Source organism: Aureitalea marina, from assembly GCF_002943755.1.
GTDB lineage: Bacteria > Bacteroidota > Bacteroidia > Flavobacteriales > Flavobacteriaceae > Aureitalea > Aureitalea marina.
The window spans coordinates 2,273,241-2,290,147 of record NZ_MQUB01000001.1 but is presented as its reverse complement, the minus strand read 5'-3'; the positions used below and the strand labels follow the sequence as shown (position 1 = coordinate 2,290,147).

The 16,907-nt window shown below is 46.1% G+C and carries 13 protein-coding genes and 1 tRNA gene; 3 read left to right on the top strand and 11 right to left on the bottom strand.

The genetic code is table 11. The features are described 5' to 3' along the window. The 7 genes from BST85_RS10420 to BST85_RS10390 all read right to left on the bottom strand — a co-directional run bounded on the left by BST85_RS10420 (window position 1) and on the right by BST85_RS10390 (window position 7,917). Complete coding sequence (locus BST85_RS10420; protein WP_245917680.1) at window positions 1-1,791, bottom strand: tetratricopeptide repeat protein; 1,791 nt, start codon at window positions 1,789-1,791, stop codon at window positions 1-3. A gap of 59 nt (window positions 1,792-1,850) precedes the next feature. After that, on the bottom strand, window positions 1,851-3,122 hold the full coding sequence (serS, locus tag BST85_RS10415; RefSeq protein ID WP_104813181.1) for a serine--tRNA ligase: 1,272 nt from the start codon (window positions 3,120-3,122) through the stop codon (window positions 1,851-1,853). A 70-nt stretch (window positions 3,123-3,192) separates the two neighbouring features. Beyond that, entirely contained in the window at window positions 3,193-4,551 is a 1,359-nt protein-coding gene (locus BST85_RS10410) for an HTTM domain-containing protein (protein WP_104813180.1), read from the bottom strand. Next, the gene (locus BST85_RS10405; RefSeq protein ID WP_104813179.1) at window positions 4,544-5,479 is read right to left on the bottom strand and encodes a bifunctional riboflavin kinase/FAD synthetase; all 936 of its coding nucleotides are present in this window, start codon (window positions 5,477-5,479) and stop codon (window positions 4,544-4,546) included. The genes BST85_RS10410 and BST85_RS10405 overlap by 8 nt, the downstream gene beginning before the upstream one ends. A gap of 1 nt (window position 5,480) precedes the next feature. Beyond that, entirely contained in the window at window positions 5,481-6,110 is a 630-nt protein-coding gene (gene pth / locus BST85_RS10400; RefSeq protein ID WP_104813178.1) for an aminoacyl-tRNA hydrolase, read from the bottom strand. Window positions 6,111-6,191: 81 nt separating this feature from the next. Continuing rightward, window positions 6,192-6,854: a 50S ribosomal protein L25/general stress protein Ctc gene (locus BST85_RS10395; RefSeq protein ID WP_104813177.1), complete on the bottom strand. Its 663-nt coding sequence runs from the start codon at window positions 6,852-6,854 to the stop codon at window positions 6,192-6,194. Between the two features lie 121 nt (window positions 6,855-6,975). Beyond that, entirely contained in the window at window positions 6,976-7,917 is a 942-nt protein-coding gene (locus BST85_RS10390) for a ribose-phosphate pyrophosphokinase (RefSeq protein WP_104813176.1), read from the bottom strand. A gap of 111 nt (window positions 7,918-8,028) precedes the next feature. Here BST85_RS10390 and BST85_RS10385 point away from each other — a divergent pair. Continuing rightward, window positions 8,029-8,112, top strand: a tRNA-Leu gene (locus tag BST85_RS10385). Between the two features lie 407 nt (window positions 8,113-8,519). Here the strand turns inward: BST85_RS10385 and BST85_RS10380 are convergent. Both BST85_RS10380 and BST85_RS10375 read right to left on the bottom strand, forming a co-directional pair. After that, window positions 8,520-9,272 carry a DUF1835 domain-containing protein gene (locus BST85_RS10380; protein ID WP_104813175.1) on the bottom strand — a complete coding sequence of 251 codons (753 nt, stop codon included), beginning with the start codon at window positions 9,270-9,272 and terminating at the stop codon, window positions 8,520-8,522. Further along, entirely contained in the window at window positions 9,272-9,841 is a 570-nt protein-coding gene (locus tag BST85_RS10375; protein ID WP_104813174.1) for a mycothiol transferase, read from the bottom strand. Before BST85_RS10375 ends, BST85_RS10380 begins: the two co-directional genes overlap by 1 nt. A 218-nt stretch (window positions 9,842-10,059) precedes the next feature. Here BST85_RS10375 and katG point away from each other — a divergent pair, with 218 nt between their 5' ends. Further along, on the top strand, window positions 10,060-12,276 hold the full coding sequence (gene katG, locus BST85_RS10370) for a catalase/peroxidase HPI (RefSeq protein ID WP_104813173.1): 2,217 nt from the start codon (window positions 10,060-10,062) through the stop codon (window positions 12,274-12,276). A gap of 48 nt (window positions 12,277-12,324) precedes the next feature. Here the strand turns inward: katG and BST85_RS10365 are convergent, their stop codons facing one another. Both BST85_RS10365 and BST85_RS10360 read right to left on the bottom strand, forming a co-directional pair. Next, the gene (locus BST85_RS10365) at window positions 12,325-13,539 is read right to left on the bottom strand and encodes an MFS transporter (protein ID WP_245917679.1); all 1,215 of its coding nucleotides are present in this window, start codon (window positions 13,537-13,539) and stop codon (window positions 12,325-12,327) included. Further along, on the bottom strand, window positions 13,540-15,231 hold the full coding sequence (locus BST85_RS10360; protein ID WP_104813172.1) for a hypothetical protein: 1,692 nt from the start codon (window positions 15,229-15,231) through the stop codon (window positions 13,540-13,542). 149 nt (window positions 15,232-15,380) lie between these two features. On the opposite strand from BST85_RS10360, the gene BST85_RS10355 reads away from it, so the two are divergent. Beyond that, the gene (locus BST85_RS10355) at window positions 15,381-16,907 is read left to right on the top strand and encodes a glycoside hydrolase family 32 protein (protein ID WP_104813171.1); all 1,527 of its coding nucleotides are present in this window, start codon (window positions 15,381-15,383) and stop codon (window positions 16,905-16,907) included.

Genomic DNA, 16,907 nt, shown 5'->3' with positions numbered 1-16,907 from the left:
TTAGTTGATCTCGTCCCCGCGTAGGCGCCGGAACCGTTTACGGGCATCGACAAAATAGATACTGTCCTCATGTTCAAAGATCAGTACCTGATATTGTTCCTTAGCTTTTTCTGGTAAAAGCAACTTCTCTTCATACAAACGGCCCAAGCTGTAATGCGCATCATCACTTAAGATATCCTCTCCAAATTGTTCGATCAGCTGGAGATAAACTGCCTCAGCCTTATCCAATTCGGCAGTTTCCTCGTAGATCTGCCCCAATTTTAACAGGCATTCGTCCAATATGGCTTCATCTTGATGGTCGTTCAATATGCCTTTAAGGATACTAACACTTTCCGGGTATTTGTTCTGCAAAGCCAAAAGATCGGCTCGTGCATACTTTTTCAAGGCGGTCTGGGTAGAATCTTCCAGGCTATTGTCTCGTATCATCAAGCTGAGTTCCATCGCATCATTGGCGATCAGCTGGGAGGCAGATTTCTTCAGCACATCCAGCTGGATCTGTGCCCACTCAAAATCCCCTTTGTAATAGCTGGTTTTAGCCACCTTGTAGCTGGCTTCCTGGGCCAGGATATCGTTCTTCAGCCCACGTTGTACCTGTGAATAGTAGATCAAGGCCTCATTGAATTTCTCACCAAAGACCAAAACATCGGCAAGTAAAAGCTTGGCCCTACCTTTTTGATAGTTGGTCAATTGTTGTCCGATCAAACTCTTCAGTCCCCCAATTGCCCTATCTTCTTGTTCCAGTTGATACGCCACGAACTCGTAATAGGCCATCTGGATTCCAAAGGTCCTGGGGCCGTCACCATATTCCTGAAGTAACTTTTTAAACTCAGATTCGATCTCGGGATAATCGGCTTCGGTTGCCTGTCTTAGTTTGACATCCATGGCATAGCGCTGAGCTTCTAATCTGAGCTCTAAGGACGTGGCATTGTCAATAAGAAATTGGACCATTTGCTCAGCCTGCTCATAGGCCTCTGCTTCCATGGTGATCAGAACCAGGTCAATTATTCCTTCCAGATTCTCAGGGTCTCTTCTAAAAACCGCTTTTTCCTGTGTAAATGCCTTGTCAAATTGATTTTGCTGGATAAACAGCCAGCTCAGCATCTTGTTGTACATGGGCTCAGGCTGCTTTTGAATGCGACCCAAAAGCGCTTTTCTAAGCAAAGTGTTGGCCTCTGAATTTGGGTCGTCGCTCACATAGGCGCTAAAGTTTCGCTGAGCCACGGCTCTGTAGGCCGGGTTGGTATTCATCAGGTCCAGGTATTTCTCGAACATCAGTTCCATTTTGCCCTGTTCCCCATAAATTCTAGCCAATTGTGGGTTAAAATCCCGTTCAGGGTCAAGCTGCATTGCTCGCTCGTAAACCTGCGCTGCCCGGTCCAATAGGCTGTATTCCTGAAATGCCTTCCCAATGTTGTATGCATAGTTTGGTCGCTGCTCCACATAGCTGTAGGCCTGGTCGTAATTTTCATTGGCCAGGCTATCCTGGTCCTGAAGGGCATAATTATAGCCCAGGTCTACATAGAGCTGTGGAATCAAACCCCGTCCGGCCAGTCTTTTTTTCAGCAGAAGTTCGGCTTTCTCAAACTCTTCCAATTGTTGATAGGTCTCTACCAATGAGAGCAGAAAATCCAAGCGATTCGGATTTTGCCTAAGTAATTTTTCATAGAGTGTGCCGGCCTTTTCAAACTGTCCTTGTTCGAAATAATTCTTAGCCAAGGCATCACTTTGCGCCAGAGCGGGAAAAGTCAGGAATAACCCAAGAAGAATACCGTATATCAGTTTACACCTCACGGAATAAAGATACCAATTGATATCTTAAAAAAAGGCCAAAAGAAGCAAGGCGAATCGCCTTAGTCGATCCGATCGAAGCCGCAATAGGGTACCAGGACTTCGGGAATTTTTATACCATCGGCATCCTGGTAATTTTCTAAGATTCCGGCCAAAACACGAGGTAATGCCAGGGAACTCCCGTTCAAGGTGTGAACCAGTTGTTTTTTTCCATCTGCATCCTTGTATCGTAGTTTCAGGCGATTGGACTGGAAGGTCTCAAAATTGGAAACTGAAGAGATCTCCAACCAGCGATCCTGGGCCGTAGAAAACACTTCGAAATCGTAGGTCATAGCTGCAGCAAATCCCAGATCTCCTCCACAGAGGCGAAGAATACGATAAGGCAATTTAAGTTCCCTGAGGATCTCCTTTACATGATCTACCATTCCATCCAGTGCTGCATAGCTGTTTTGGGCTTCTTCCAGCCGAACTATTTCGACCTTGTCAAATTGATGCAATCTGTTCAGGCCTCGGACATGGGCACCATAACTCCCGGCTTCTCTCCGGAAACATGGGGTATACCCAGTACATAGAATAGGTAGATCGGTATGGTTGAGTAAGTCTCCTCGAAACAAATTAGTCACGGGTACTTCCGCGGTTGGGATAAGGTATAGATCCTCATTGGTCACATGATACATCTGCCCTTCCTTGTCCGGAAGTTGACCCGTACCATATCCTGAGGCCTCATTAACCAGATGAGGAACTTGATACTCTGTATATCCCGCACTAGTGTTCTTATTCAGGAAATAACTGATCAAAGCACGTTGCAGACGGGCTCCTTTTCCTTTGTAGACGGGAAAACCGGCTCCGGTCACCTTCACCCCAAGCTCGAAATCGATGAGATCGTATTTTTTCGCAAGTTCCCAATGAGGTAGAGCATTATCTTCCAGTTGTGGGATGTCTCCTTCCCGGAATATCTCTTCGTTATCCTCTTCGTTACTTCCAGTTGGAACAAGTTCGTAGGGAATATTCGGTATGCCATAAAGCAATTCCTCCAACTCTTTAGAGGCATCACCCAAGGTGTTTTGAAGTTCTTTGGATGCTTCCTTCAGAGCAGTGGTTTGCTCTTTCATTTCGTTGGCCAATTCCGCCTGACCCGATTTGAACAATTGTCCGATCTCTTTGGAGAATTTGTTCAATTTCGCAAGGGTTTCATCCAGCTCTGCCTGGGTAGATCGCCTTTTTTCATCGGTCTTAAGAATTAGCTCTAGCTCTTCTTTAGCATCCATACCTCTTTTGGCCAATGCAGCTAAGAATTCATCCTTTTTTTCGCGGATTTGGTGTACCTGTAACATACCAAGCAGTTTAAGGGCACAAAGTTAAGCAGCCCCGGCACCTTATCAAAGATAATGAGCCCTTAAATGATTATTCGGATCCTTTTTTTGATTCCCTCTTTTCTGGCCTGTCCATGAATCCTTCCGGTGAAGGCAGTACCCAATCACTATGACTAAAATGTTCCCAGGGAACAGCCGCCAGGTCAATCTCAGGGTCAATGAAATCATAGTACTTTCTGTCATTCACTTTCACCCGGGAGATAACTTTGACTTCCACATCACGCCCACCCTGAAGCTCGATTTCGTGTATGCGCTGAGCCAGTTGCCAGATCATATCCGGCTTGGTTCGCATGGAACGTCGTTGTTTTTTGGTCAAGAGTTCTTCGTGCTGAAATACCGTTCGTTGACCACTTTCTTTATCGATCACATAATATATCAGTTGGCCGTTGCGAGTACGCAACATCATTCTCCAGGCTAGCCGATGCCCTTCTTCATTCCACAGCACATGATCCTGAAAGAACCAATGCCTTAATGGAAGAGCGACCATGACAAGCATAAAGATGCCAAACCCCCAGACCAGTAGCGGTTTGTATGATGGGACTTTGATCTCAAATCCTTGGTATAAGGGTTTTTTCGGCATAAATCTCTTGATCAGTGTTTCGGAACTAAAGAAGAAGAACGAAAATGCTATGGACATATAGGGGAAGATTCCGATCCGAAATACCACAGAATTGAACAAGTGGAACACCAGAGAGAGTACAAACCCCAACATTCGGGTTCTTTTCCATAGAAGCATGGGTACGATCAAAAGATCAAAGAAGATACCCACATAGGCCATGGCGTGATGCAACCACTCCTTTTGTAGTAGAGGTCCGATCACCTTATAGTTTTGCTTGGCCTGCATAAATAACCTGGTGGTTGTTCCGTCCAGCCAGTCAGGGTATATCTTGGCGATACTGGCATAGGTATACACGATCCAGATCAAGGCAATTGGAATCACGTAGGCCCATCTGGGAACCGAAAGACTTTTGATCTCCGGATTTAGCTTACTATCCAGGGAGGCATATCTGTTTGCCGGTAAAAGGACCATTAACCAACACAACAACATCATCAGGTAATAGTGGTTGTTGTAGGAGGTCTTCTGCATGAGGTATACACCAGACCACATAAGAGCATACATCAGCATGCTGAACCGGTATTTGTATCCTACCATGACCAACAATCCGAAAACTCCCATCAAGGCGAAATAGAAATACATCCCGTTTCCAGGTAAGGGCTGTAGGAATTCAAAGCCAATAAAATTAAAGGTGAATTGAGGTTCGATCATAACCCGCTTGACCCATCCGGTAGCGATTGCACCAAAACCTTCGGTCGCGATCAAGAGTCCAAATGCTATTCGCCAGAGGACCAACCCAACACTGTCTACCTGCTTAAAAAGTAACCTATCCATGGGTGCTTAGGTATTTCCTGGCATATTCCTCGTCCGCTCTGATCGCCGCTTTCAATTGCCCGAGATCAGCAAAGGTTTCTTCCTGCCTGATATAATGCAGGAACGCTAGCTTGAGCTCACTTCCGTAAAGATCTGCTTCTATATCCAGGAAATGCGTTTCGATAGACAGATCCTGGCCTCCAACGGTGGGGTTAGTGCCTATATTTGTAATACCGTAGACAGTCTTTCCCTTTAATCGGGACTTCACGATATATACGCCTTTGGCGGGTATAAGTTTGTAGCTCTCTGCTACATGAAGATTAGCCGTTGGATAGTTCAGTTGTGGACCTCCGAGGCCCTTTCCACGAACAACCTCTCCCCGTATTGGATAATTGTAGCCCAGATAGTTGTTGGCAGTTTCCATATCACCGGCCAGCAGGGCATTTCGCACTTTGGTAGAGCTGACGGCCACGTCCTCTATTTCCTGGGCATCGATCTCTATGACCTCAAATCCAAGTTGATCGCCATATCGTTTTAGATCCTCAATATCCGCTCCTCGCTGTTTGCCAAAACGGTGGTCATACCCAATGATGATCTTAGCTGCATTTAATTGTCCAACAAGGATATCGGTTACGTATTCTTCTGCATCCAGTCTGGAAAATTCTTTTGTAAAGGGTTGAATGATCAGGTGATCAAGCCCAAGTGCTTGCAACTGCTTCTTTTTCTCTTCCAGCGTACTGAGCAAACGGATGTCGCTTTCTTTTTGTAAAACCATCCTGGGATGAGGAAAAAAGGTAAGTAAGGCAGAATCCAAACCAGCTTCGCGAGCAGTATCTATTACTCTTTTCAAAATGGTCTGGTGGCCAATGTGAACACCGTCAAATGTCCCAATGGTCAGCACACAACCCGTATCGTTCTTATATTCTTTGGCCGACGAATACTGCTTCACGCTATTTGCCGTTGAATTGATTCATGGTTTCTGTAATTCCGGCCAGGCCAAAAGATTCGATGGCCTGTACGCTTTTATGGAGTCGCTCCGGCAACTGTTCCCTTTCTTCGTCCGACCATTTTCCAAGTACATAATTGACCTGTTGCCCTTGACCAAAATCCGAGCTAATTCCAAACCTAAATCGATTGTATTGGGTCGTTTGTAATTGTTGTTGGATATCCTTTAGGCCGTTATGACCTCCATCGCTTCCCTTCTTTTTGATCCGTAAGGTCCCAAAAGGTAAATTGAGATCGTCTGTCACTACGAGTAGGTTTTCGGCTGGAATTTTCTCTTTGGTCATCCAGTATTTGATGGCTTTGCCACTTAAATTCATAAAGGTGCTGGGCTTTAGCAGAATAAAACTGCGACCTTTTTTCTTGTATACGGTTAGATCTCCGAGCTTACGCGTCTCCCAGGTGAGATCATTTTCGCTTGCCAGATGATCCAAAATACTGAATCCTATATTGTGACGTGTATCGTGGTATTTGGGGCCGATATTGCCTAGGCCTGCGATCAGGAATTTCTTCATAGGGTCAGGATTAGTGCTGACCTGTTGATCACCGGAGAATAACGATTTGATGAAGGACAGCATTTCCTTTGGGTTTCAATAGTAAAAATAAAAAAAGCATCCCGATTAGCGGGATGCTTTTCAAACACCAGATGTGTTGTTGTTCTATTCGTCGGCAGGGGCTTCGGCTGCAGCCTCGGCTGGCGCCTCAGCACCTTCTGCTCCTTCTGCTCCTTCTGCTCCTTCTTCACCTTCTTCTTCCTCTTCTTCTTCAGCAATAGCTGTTCGGGAGGTTCTCACTTGACAAATAACCGTGTTGTCAGGGTGCATGATGGTGAATTTATCTTGATCTACAGCGGTGATGTACATCTTGCTTCCAATCTTCATTTTGGTGATATCAGCCTCAATAAAATCAGGCAGGTCACCTGGAAGAGCCTTAACTCGCAGTTTACGGTTAACGATACGAAGAACACCTCCGTTTCGTACCCCTTTAGCGTTCCCGTTCAGTTTAACAGGAATGTACATGGTTACCTCCTTATCGTCGAAGATCTGGTAAAAATCTACGTGCAGGATGCGGTCAGTTACCGGGTGAAATTGAATGTCTTGAAGGACACATGGCACAGAAGTACCGTCCTCTAAGGCGATCACAACCGTGTGCACGTTTGGAGTGTACACCAGGTCCTTGAACGCCAGCTCATCTGCCGAAAAGTGGATCGGTGCATCGCCTCCATAGACAACACAAGGAACCTTCCCAGCATTACGTAAGGCCTTGGTCGCAACCTTGCCCACGCTTTCTCTTTGAGATCCGTTAATTGTAATCGATTTCATCGTAATTATTTGAATTAAAGCGCTTAAACATTAAGCGGCTGCAAAGGTGCAATTTTTTTTGCAGCTAACCGAAAGGTTTATAAAGTTTTTTAAATACCGGAATTCCTTGTAGACTCTGGGTTTACATCAGAAATTTAGAGGAAATAGAGTGGTTCTCATTTACCCTTCTCATCACATCGGCAAAGAGATCGGCACAGCTCAACACCTTTAGTTTGGGATGGCTTTGACTAGCCGGAATGGAATCTGTAACGATCAATTCTTCCAATTTCGAATTTTCCAGCTTCTCATAGGCGTTGCCAGAAAGTATGGGGTGAGTACAAATAGCCCTTACGCTAAGCGCTCCTCTTTCCATCATAAGATCGGCCGCCTTGGTCAGTGTGCCCGCCGTGTCTACCATGTCGTCCACCAAGACAACATTCTTACCGCTGACGTCCCCGATCAACTCCATATGGGAGATCACATTGGCCTTAGCTCGCTGTTTGTAGCAGATCACTACGTCGCTTGCCATGGCTTTGGAATAGGCATATGCTCGCTTGGATCCTCCCATGTCTGGTGAGGCTATGGTCAGGTTGTCCAAATTCAGGTTTTTCAGATAGGGTAGGAAGATAGTAGACCCAAATAAGTGGTCAACTGGTTTTTCAAAGAAACCTTGAATCTGATCAGCATGCAGGTCCATGGTAATTATCCGTGTGGCACCAGCTGTTTCCAACATTTTAGCCACTAATTTAGCTGCAATAGGTACCCTGGGTTTGTCTTTTCTGTCCTGTCTTGCCCAACCGAAATAGGGCAGTACTGCTGTAATATGCCTGGCAGAGGCGCGCTTTGCGGCATCCAGCATCAACAGCATTTCCATCAGGTGATCGCTGTTCGGAAAGGTGGACCCAATAATGAAAACCCTTGCCCCACGAACGGATTCCTCAAACGAAGGTTGGAATTCACCATCGCTGTAGGTGGAAGTGATTACATTTCCGAGAGGAATGCCAAAGGATTTGGCAATGTCTTCTGCTAAGGCCTGGCTTTGTTTACAGGCAAAAATTTTTGGTTCAGGAATCGGTGCCGACATGTGAAAGAGTATCTGTTGGGTGCAAATTTAAAACTCTCCTTCTTTATTTAGGGAAAAGGCAGCGGCTTTTACTAACATTTTTTGAATTTATTGTTTACTTTTGCCACCCCCGCCGAAGTGGTGGAATTGGTAGACACGTTGGATTCAAAATCCAATGAGAGCAATCTCGTGTGGGTTCGAGTCCCACCTTCGGTACTTAAAGACCCAATAAAGGGTACAAATGCGAGCGATCTTAAAACAAGAAAGCTCGCTTTTTTGTTTTAAGGCGTTAAGCGTTTGTTTTTTTGGGTCTTTCACGAGCCCCGCTTGTGGGCCCTTTGCCGTAGGTAAAGAATCCCACTTTTCCTGAGAGCTCGCTTTTTTCGTGAAGGGTGAATAGTGAGGAGTGAAGCTTTTGGCAGGTCCTGGAATCCAAGTGATCTTTCTTGAAATCAGACCGCTCTATTCTTGAATAGTCTTTGATGTATCGAAATTTGCTTTGGACTTCAGGAAAGAGGAACTAATTTGTTCCGGGCGGGGAATGATGCCCCAAGGTAGAATGTATCAATTGCGGCTTGCGCTCTGCAAGTCCATAATAGGAGTAATATTGTTCTTTTGATTCTTCAATCTTCACTCCTCACTCTCTTATCATACATCCGCTTCACCTGAAGGTCCCCAAATCCATAAATACTTTCCCGCTTGTTGAACTCCTGAAATACGGACCCAAAGTCTTCGGCATTAAGATCCGTCATAATGTTCGCAAGGGTACGCATGGGTCTGCCGGGGTCATCATCAGAGGGAATCCGTTCCAGGTGAGCTTGAACGGCTCTCAGGATGAAGGGATAATTCGCATTCAATGACCTTCCAACAGCCAGAAGCTTGTCCTGATCTCCAGATTGATAATGAGTCCAAAGCAGGGCTATCGCATCCAAGTTGTCCAGTTCAACAGGCTCTTTATGGATCTCTATCAATTGAGTGTTGGAGAGTCCAGCAAAGCCATACTGAGTATGGAGTTTTGGTCGAACCAATTGGGCGGTGGTGATATTTGGATTAGCTGATAGTAAAAAGCAAACAAACCAAAAATTGACCTGGCAGAAAAGATCATCCTCAAACCAGAGATAGACTTTAGAACCCTCAGGTAGCGTACGGATCTTCTCAAATTCCGAGACCGTATCCTGTGTGTATTCTTCTTTGGAGTAGTCTCCGTATGCCTGTGTTATGAAGTGAGCGCGATTCTTATAGAAGGCCTGCAGGTTGTCCCCAGACACATCACCATCCACCAAGCACTCTCTTGCAACAATGATACTACCTTCAATCTCCGCCGGGAATCGATCCTTTAAAGCATCTCCATTGAGTACATGGTAAGTTTTACTCATCAATCCTCACGCTTGTTCATTCTGTTTTTTACCAATGCAATTTGCCCCATATGGTTGGCAGAGTGCTCCATAACGTGATACCAGACATAGTGGTTGTTGATGCCTTCATCAATATCGGTACTGAACCAGGCATCGTCCTTTTTCTTGAGTCCTTCCAAGCTTTTCATTCTGACCTCTTCCCATTTCTGCAGGTAATAGGAGATAGGCTTACCCTTATATTTCTCCCTGGCACGAGGCCCCAGACTCCCCGCTTCCATGTAGAGGTCACTCTCTTCTTCGCTCCAGTCTCGACCCTCCAGGGTCTGCACTAGGTAATAGAGTTCCGTTGCGATCAGGTGCATGATCAGTGCGCCAACACTATTGGCATTATCGTCGAAAAGAAAATCTGTCTCTTCTTGGTCAAGATCCTTTACTTGTGCCGTTATCCGCGTCCTGAGATCCTCCATCATATTGATCATTATCCCAATGTCGTGTGAATAACCGTCTGCTGGCTTCAACTGGTTTTGGGCTTGGAGAAGAGATGCTGAAAGAAAAAGGGACGATAGAATTACAAATTTGATCGCTTTCATGTATTCTGGTTTAGTTGCATTTGAAATTAAAGAAATCAGACCAACCATAATCTACATTTAACAAAACTTGTTAATCCTCATTCCGGATGAATGGTCTGTTGGGTTGGGAGTGATAAGTAGTTCAAATAAGTAAATAAGCATAACGAATTAAACCTGGGTGGATACAGGCTCTCTTACTCGTAAATTTGGGTTCCAATCGAAAAAAAATCACATATATAATGGACAACAACGGACATCACGTAAATGGCGGAGGAGGAAAATGCCCTTTCTCCAGCAATGTGGTCAAGCATGGAGCAGGCGGAGGAACATCTAATCGCGACTGGTGGCCCAATCAGTTAAATTTAAATATTCTGCGTCAGCATTCAGCTCTTGTAGACCCCATGGGAGAAGACTATGACTATGCCGAGGAATTTAAATCACTTGATCTAGCAGCTGTAAAACAGGACCTGTATGACCTGATGACAGATTCCCAGGACTGGTGGCCGGCAGATTACGGTCATTATGGACCCTTCTTCATTCGCATGGCCTGGCACAGTGCCGGGACTTACCGTATTGCGGATGGACGTGGTGGTGGTGGAGCCGGAACTCAGCGTTTCGCTCCACTGAACAGCTGGCCGGATAACGCCAACCTCGACAAAGCTCGTTTATTGTTGTGGCCCATCAAGCAGAAATACGGCCGGAAACTATCCTGGGCAGACCTGATGATATTAGCAGGGAATGCTGCACTGGAATCCATGGGCTTCAAAACCTTCGGATTTGGTGGAGGACGTGAAGATGTCTGGGAACCGGAAGAAGATATTTATTGGGGTTCTGAAGGTGAATGGCTGGATGATAAGCGCTACAGTGGAGATCGAGATCTTGAGAACCCACTCGGTGCTGTCCAAATGGGACTTATCTACGTTAACCCGGAAGGGCCAAATGGAAATCCTGATCCACTGGCAGCAGCTCGCGACATTCGTGAGACCTTTGGTCGAATGGCCATGAACGACGAGGAGACCGTAGCATTGATCGCCGGAGGTCATACTTTTGGAAAGACCCACGGTGCTGCAGATCCGGATAAGTATGTTTCTGCCGAACCGGCTGGAGCGACTATCGTAGAACAAAGTATGGGCTGGAGTAACAGTTTTGGTAGCGGTAATGCCGGGGATACCATCACAAGTGGTCTGGAAGGTGCCTGGACCAAGACTCCGATACAGTGGAGCAATAACTTCTTTGAGAATCTGTTCGATTACGAATGGGAACTGACCAAAAGCCCAGCGGGGGCTCATCAATGGAAGCCCAAAGGTCAGGCGGGAGCCAATAGTGTGCCGGATGCTCACGATCCAAGTGTTCGTCACCAACCCATGATGTTGACCACAGATCTTGCATTGAGAATGGATCCTGCCTACGAGAAAATATCTCGCAGATTTCATGAGAACCCGGACGAGTTTGCCGATGCTTTTGCACGTGCATGGTTTAAATTGACTCACAGGGATATGGGTCCAAAATCCCTTTATCTGGGATCTGAGGTGCCATCTGAAGAGTTGATCTGGCAAGATCCCATACCAGCAGCGGATTATGAAATGATCGACGAGAAAGATGTTGCTTCACTTAAAGATGAAATACTGGCGTCAGGGCTTGGTGTTTCTGAATTGGTATCTGCTGCCTGGGCCTCAGCCTCTACATTCCGCGGTTCTGATAAGCGTGGTGGTGCTAACGGTGGACGAATTCGACTTGCACCGCAGAACGATTGGGAGGTAAACAACCCAACCCAGTTGGCCAAGGTATTGGATACGCTAGCTCAGATTCAGTCTGATTTTAATGCCAATACTGGCGGCAAGCAAGTTTCCATGGCCGATCTGATCGTGCTTGGTGGATGTGCTGGAGTAGAACAAGCTGCCAGAAATGCAGGAGAATCAGTATCAGTTCCTTTTACACCAGGTCGAACTGATGCTACAGATGAGCATACCGATGCTGACTCATTTGCAGCTCTGCAACCGGGAGCTGATGGATTTAGAAACTATCTAAGAGTGAAATACAAGGCCTCAACCGAAGAACTGCTTGTAGACAGGGCTCAATTGTTGACCCTGACCGCACCAGAAATGACCGTATTGGTAGGAGGGTTACGCGTGTTGGGTACCAACTTCGACAATTCCGACCACGGTGTCTTCACTGATCGAAAAGGAAGCCTGACTAACGATTTCTTCACGAATTTGTTGGACCTGGGAACCAGCTGGTCTGCAACCACACAAGATGACGAGATCTTTGAGGGTCGTGACAGACGGACGGGTGCTAAGAAATGGACCGGAACACGAGTAGACCTGATCTTTGGGTCAAATTCAGAACTACGGGCTCTGGCAGAAGTTTACGCTTGCTCAGATTCTAAAGGGAAATTCCTCAATGACTTTGTCTCGGCTTGGGACAAGGTGATGAACCTGGATCGATTCGATCTGTAATAAAGAGTGAATAACAAATCTAGATTAAGCGGCCTTCCGGCCGCTTTTTTATTTGCTTAGGTTTAAAGGCATCCTGAATTTGATGATCAGGGAGGAGATAATGGTAATTATCCCGATAAGGAGAACAGCTGCCGTAATACCAAAAAGATCGGCGGTAATACCGGAGATCACGGCCCCAAAAGCATAACCCAGATCTCGCCACAACCGGAAGGTGCCGATGCTTTCGGCACGTTGACTAGGGCTTGCAACCTGGGCAATGGTTGCCAAGAATGTGGGATAGACCAGAGCTGTTCCCAAACCCAGTAATGCAGATAGGCCTATCAGAAGGTAGAGATCATCTGTAAAGGGAAGAATCATAATTGCGATCCCTTGAAATAACATACCCCAGAAAAGCATTCCTTTTTTAGAAAAGTGATCTGACATCTTCCCGGTAAATAATTGTCCGATTCCCCAAACTGTGGGATAGATTGCTGCTATTAATCCTATATTCTCAGTATTGAAACTCAATGATGCCAAAAGAATGGGTAGCAGTCCCCAGATCATACCATCGTTGAGGTTATTTACTAAACCAGCCTGGGTAACCGAACTCAAAGTCCTGTGAGTGAATGTAGTTTCGCGGAAGACATTTGTCATGGATTCTGAACTATCCGTTTGACTCTCCTTATCCACAAATTTACGGGTGTCATTTACCCATAACCAGCTGAGGAGGAATCCGGTCACAGCTATTCCAATTCCCAGATAGAAGGGGTAGGGTGTTATGCCGTATCTATTGGCTACATAACCTGATATAAAGGCCATCATGCCAACGGCAAAGTAACCGGCAAACTCATTCAGGCCCATGGCCAGGCCCCGGTCCTTTTCTCCAACAAGGTCTATCTTCATAACGACAGTACTGCTCCAGGTCAATCCTTGACTTATACCAAGAAGCATATTGGCTGCGATCACCCAAGACCAAGTTGGGGCGTATATCAAGATTATCGGCACGGGAATAGCAATCAGCCATCCATAAAGCAACAACTTCTTACGCCCGTATTGATTTGCGAGTTTCCCGGTATAGTAGTTGGCCAAAGCCTTGGTTATTCCAAAGGCGGTAATGAACGAAAGTATAGCTGTCTTGGATTCTACCCCAAATTGGGTCTCTGCAAATTCGGGGAAGATGGATCGCTCCAGCCCGACCATTCCACCAACAAATGCATTGATGATGACCAGCAGGGTAAATTGTTTCCAATTCTCTCCCAGACCAAGACGTATTTCTTCTTTCAATTAGTCTTTTTTGACTGTTGGATCGGGCGGTGCTAATTGATTCTGTTTGATGCCTGTCATTTCCCATTGACCAAGGGAGATAGGTATGTTTCCAATGGAGTTCAAGGTGTCGAAAAAATCTCGGGCTGCAAAGGCTTTACCTTGGGTCTCCAATTGCAAGCCATAGGCAGCCATAGCTTCTTCGAGCAGGTATTTACCGGTGATGTAGCTTGTGCCATAACCCGGTTGTCTCAGGTAGAGGTGCTGTTCGAAGATCAACAACTCTTTTTCCGTCTTCATCCAGCCTCTTGGGGTAAATTCTGAGTGTATTCCTCCCGCTTCCTCCATATTCATCAGATTGGCATGGGCATAAAGTGATCCTAGCCCGCGAGCTGCCCGTTGTGCGATCATGATATAGACGATCTCCTTACTCCGGGGACTGTCTTCATAGAGACCGGCTTGAAGGAACATTTCTTCAACTGCTGTTGCTGTACCTTCATTCCTGGAATCAAAGATGTTGTAGAGTAATGGTCCTCTCCTGATCTCACTGGCATGCGGCTCGTTTTCCATGCGTGCCAACTCGAACCAGTGGTAAAAATGAGAATAAAGCGGCCTGGGATCGAAATGTTCCCCGATGTAGAAAAAATTACGCTGCTCCTCAGGGATATATTCCCCCAAATGTGCTCTTAATGCCAGCTCGAAATAAGGCTTAACGGTCACGATGTCCTGTTGGTCCAGAAAGGTCAACAGGTTTTCGGCTGCCTTATTGGCCATTTGGTCATAGGCCTCAGGAGAATCAGCCGCAACCAATTGTGGCAAGTCCCTGTTTTTATGTTCTTCCAACTTTAAAGCTGTCCAAGCTCTGGCCAATTCTCTTCTTAGGATCATGACCTCGTCCTCCCAGCTCAAAGGGACCAGGTGAACATTCTGTAAATACCAACTGTAATTTTCTTTACCTATACCAGATGGACCATCCTTGGAGGCAGATTCCTGCTCTAACCAATTGCTTAACTCGTCAGTTGATGTTATTGCCTGTTCTAATGCCATCGCCAACTCCTTATCAGATCGAATATCTTCTCGGGCAAGCAGCTCACTGAGCACTGTACTTTGTCCCTTTATATCCCTGATTCCAGTTATCCATAGGTCTCGTGCATTTCCGGTTAGGTTCACTTTAGCTTGCTCGTTCAGTGGAGGAATTACACTGAGATCTTCCAGCATGCGTTCCCTCTCTGAGGGAGAAAGGGGTAATTGGTAGGTCCAGAGTTCGAGGGTGGCATGATGGGTGGGTCCTTCATGAGCCGGCACATCGCTTTTATAGGTCCATACCGTCTTATAATAAGCCGGATCTCGCTCCCATGGTTTGAGAATCCGGTGGTTGAAATCATAGCCATTCATCTCTGCCCATACAATGGTCCAATCTACTTGTTGTGGGACACTCCAGCCGGTGGTATCCATTCGCTTCAAACGATTCTGTAGTTCAAGGAAATCTGCTTGTCGTTCTTCAAAGGTTATCGCCCGATAATCCGGAGCACCCTGGTAAAGTGGTGGCTCTTCGAATTCTCGCCACTGGTGAAAGAGGTCCACCAGGTCCTGATAGGTGGCAGGAACTAAACTAGCAGAGACTTCTACCGGGGTTTGACTTTCTTTTTCTGAGCAAGCCACTAACAGCAAGAAATATATCAGTAGTAGCGGGTGAGTTAATTGTCGATTCATTTTTTTAGTTGGTATTGTGATCAGATCTTGATCTTGTTGATGGTAAATTGGACCCGAACCATGATTAGGTAAAATACGAATTTCTTATCGGATGTGTGTTTATAAAGTTCTCTGAGTATACGTATATTAAGATTATAAAACTACTGATAATGCGATACATTTGTCTGCTTTTGATTCTTGTGGGAATTTCATGTAAAAACAATATTCAACCCGAGATTGAAGAAACAGTTACAGGCATGGAGGACTATCGCCCATTATATCATTTTACGCCTCAAGAGAAGTGGATGAACGATCCCAACGGAATGGTCTATTACAAGGGGGAGTATCATTTGTTCTATCAATACTACCCGGATGACATTGTTTGGGGCCCGATGCACTGGGGGCATGCGGTTTCCAGCGATATGGTCAATTGGGAACACCTACCAATAGCGCTTTATCCGGACAGCCTGGGTTATATCTTCTCTGGAAGTGCGGTGGTCGATTGGAAGAATACCAGTGGTTTAGGTTCGGAAGAGAACCCGGCATTGATTGCCATTTTCACTTACCACGAACCAGAAGCAGCGGAGACCGATGCCTTAGATTTTCAGTACCAGGGAATAGCATATAGCCTGGATGGTGGACGAGAATGGATCAAGTACGAAGGTAATCCCGTTTTGCCCAATCCTGGGATCCGCGACTTCCGGGATCCAAAGGTTCGCTGGCATGAGCCTAGCCAACGATGGATCATGACCTTGGCTGTGGCAGACCACATTAGTTTTTATTCGTCTGAAAATCTCCTCGACTGGAACAAGGAAAGTGATTTTGGTCTGGAATGGGGTTCACACGGTGGTGTTTGGGAATGTCCTGATCTCATTCCGATGCAGGTTGAAGGATCAGACGAACAGCGCTGGGTTTTGCTGGTCAGCATTAACCCTGGAGGGCCACAAGGTGGTTCTGCGACTCAGTATTTTATCGGTGAGTTTAATGGAAATGCCTTTACTCTGGATACGGCATTCGAACAAAATCTGCTACCGCGTCCCGCACAGGAGGGTGAACTTGAGAAGGCAGTTTGGTTGGATCATGGGGCGGATAATTATGCCGGTGTAACCTGGAGTGATAATCCGGACGATAGAATCCTGTTCATTGGATGGATGAGCAATTGGCAATATGCCCAGCTAGTTCCTACGGCAAGTTGGCGAAGCGCTATGACCTTACCACGCTCCCTGAGCTTGCATCGTGAAGGGGATAGCTTCCGGGTCCATTCTACCGTTGTACAGGAAGCAGAACAGTTGCTCGGTGCTGAGATAGCTAAAGAAGAACTTGGACCAGCTTCCTACGTCGATTTTCAAGTGAATGGAGATTGCTTGTTTACGCTGTCCAATGATTCGAACGAAAAAATTCAGATTCAACTCACGGATGGGCAACTGCTGTTCGATAGAACAAAAGCGGGAATTTCCGATTTTGAAGAAGGATTTGCGGCCATCCACAAATTGGATCTCGATGAGCTGCAAGTTGAACGTATCGAGTTATACTTGGATGCCTCATCCGTCGAGCTCTTTGTAAACCAAGGGCAACGAGTAATGACAGAATTGGTGTTTCCCACAACTCCCTATACCAAATTAGAGGTCGAGGGTCAGGCCAGAATTAAAGGCTTACGCCGAATCAAACCCATGGAGCTAACGGTAGCGAACCAATAA

Coding starts and splice junctions, on each gene's coding strand:
- BST85_RS10360 (WP_104813172.1), bottom strand. CDS start 15,231: ATGAATCGACAATTAACTCACCCGCTACTACTGATATATTTCTTGCTG.
- BST85_RS10410 (WP_104813180.1), bottom strand. CDS start 4,551: ATGGATAGGTTACTTTTTAAGCAGGTAGACAGTGTTGGGTTGGTCCTC.
- BST85_RS10395 (WP_104813177.1), bottom strand. CDS start 6,854: ATGAAATCGATTACAATTAACGGATCTCAAAGAGAAAGCGTGGGCAAG.
- BST85_RS10390 (WP_104813176.1), bottom strand. CDS start 7,917: ATGTCGGCACCGATTCCTGAACCAAAAATTTTTGCCTGTAAACAAAGC.
- BST85_RS10375 (WP_104813174.1), bottom strand. CDS start 9,841: ATGAAAGCGATCAAATTTGTAATTCTATCGTCCCTTTTTCTTTCAGCA.
- BST85_RS10380 (WP_104813175.1), bottom strand. CDS start 9,272: ATGAGTAAAACTTACCATGTACTCAATGGAGATGCTTTAAAGGATCGA.
- serS (WP_104813181.1), bottom strand. CDS start 3,122: ATGTTACAGGTACACCAAATCCGCGAAAAAAAGGATGAATTCTTAGCT.
- BST85_RS10355 (WP_104813171.1), top strand. CDS start 15,381: ATGCGATACATTTGTCTGCTTTTGATTCTTGTGGGAATTTCATGTAAA.
- pth (WP_104813178.1), bottom strand. CDS start 6,110: ATGCTGTCCTTCATCAAATCGTTATTCTCCGGTGATCAACAGGTCAGC.
- katG (WP_104813173.1), top strand. CDS start 10,060: ATGGACAACAACGGACATCACGTAAATGGCGGAGGAGGAAAATGCCCT.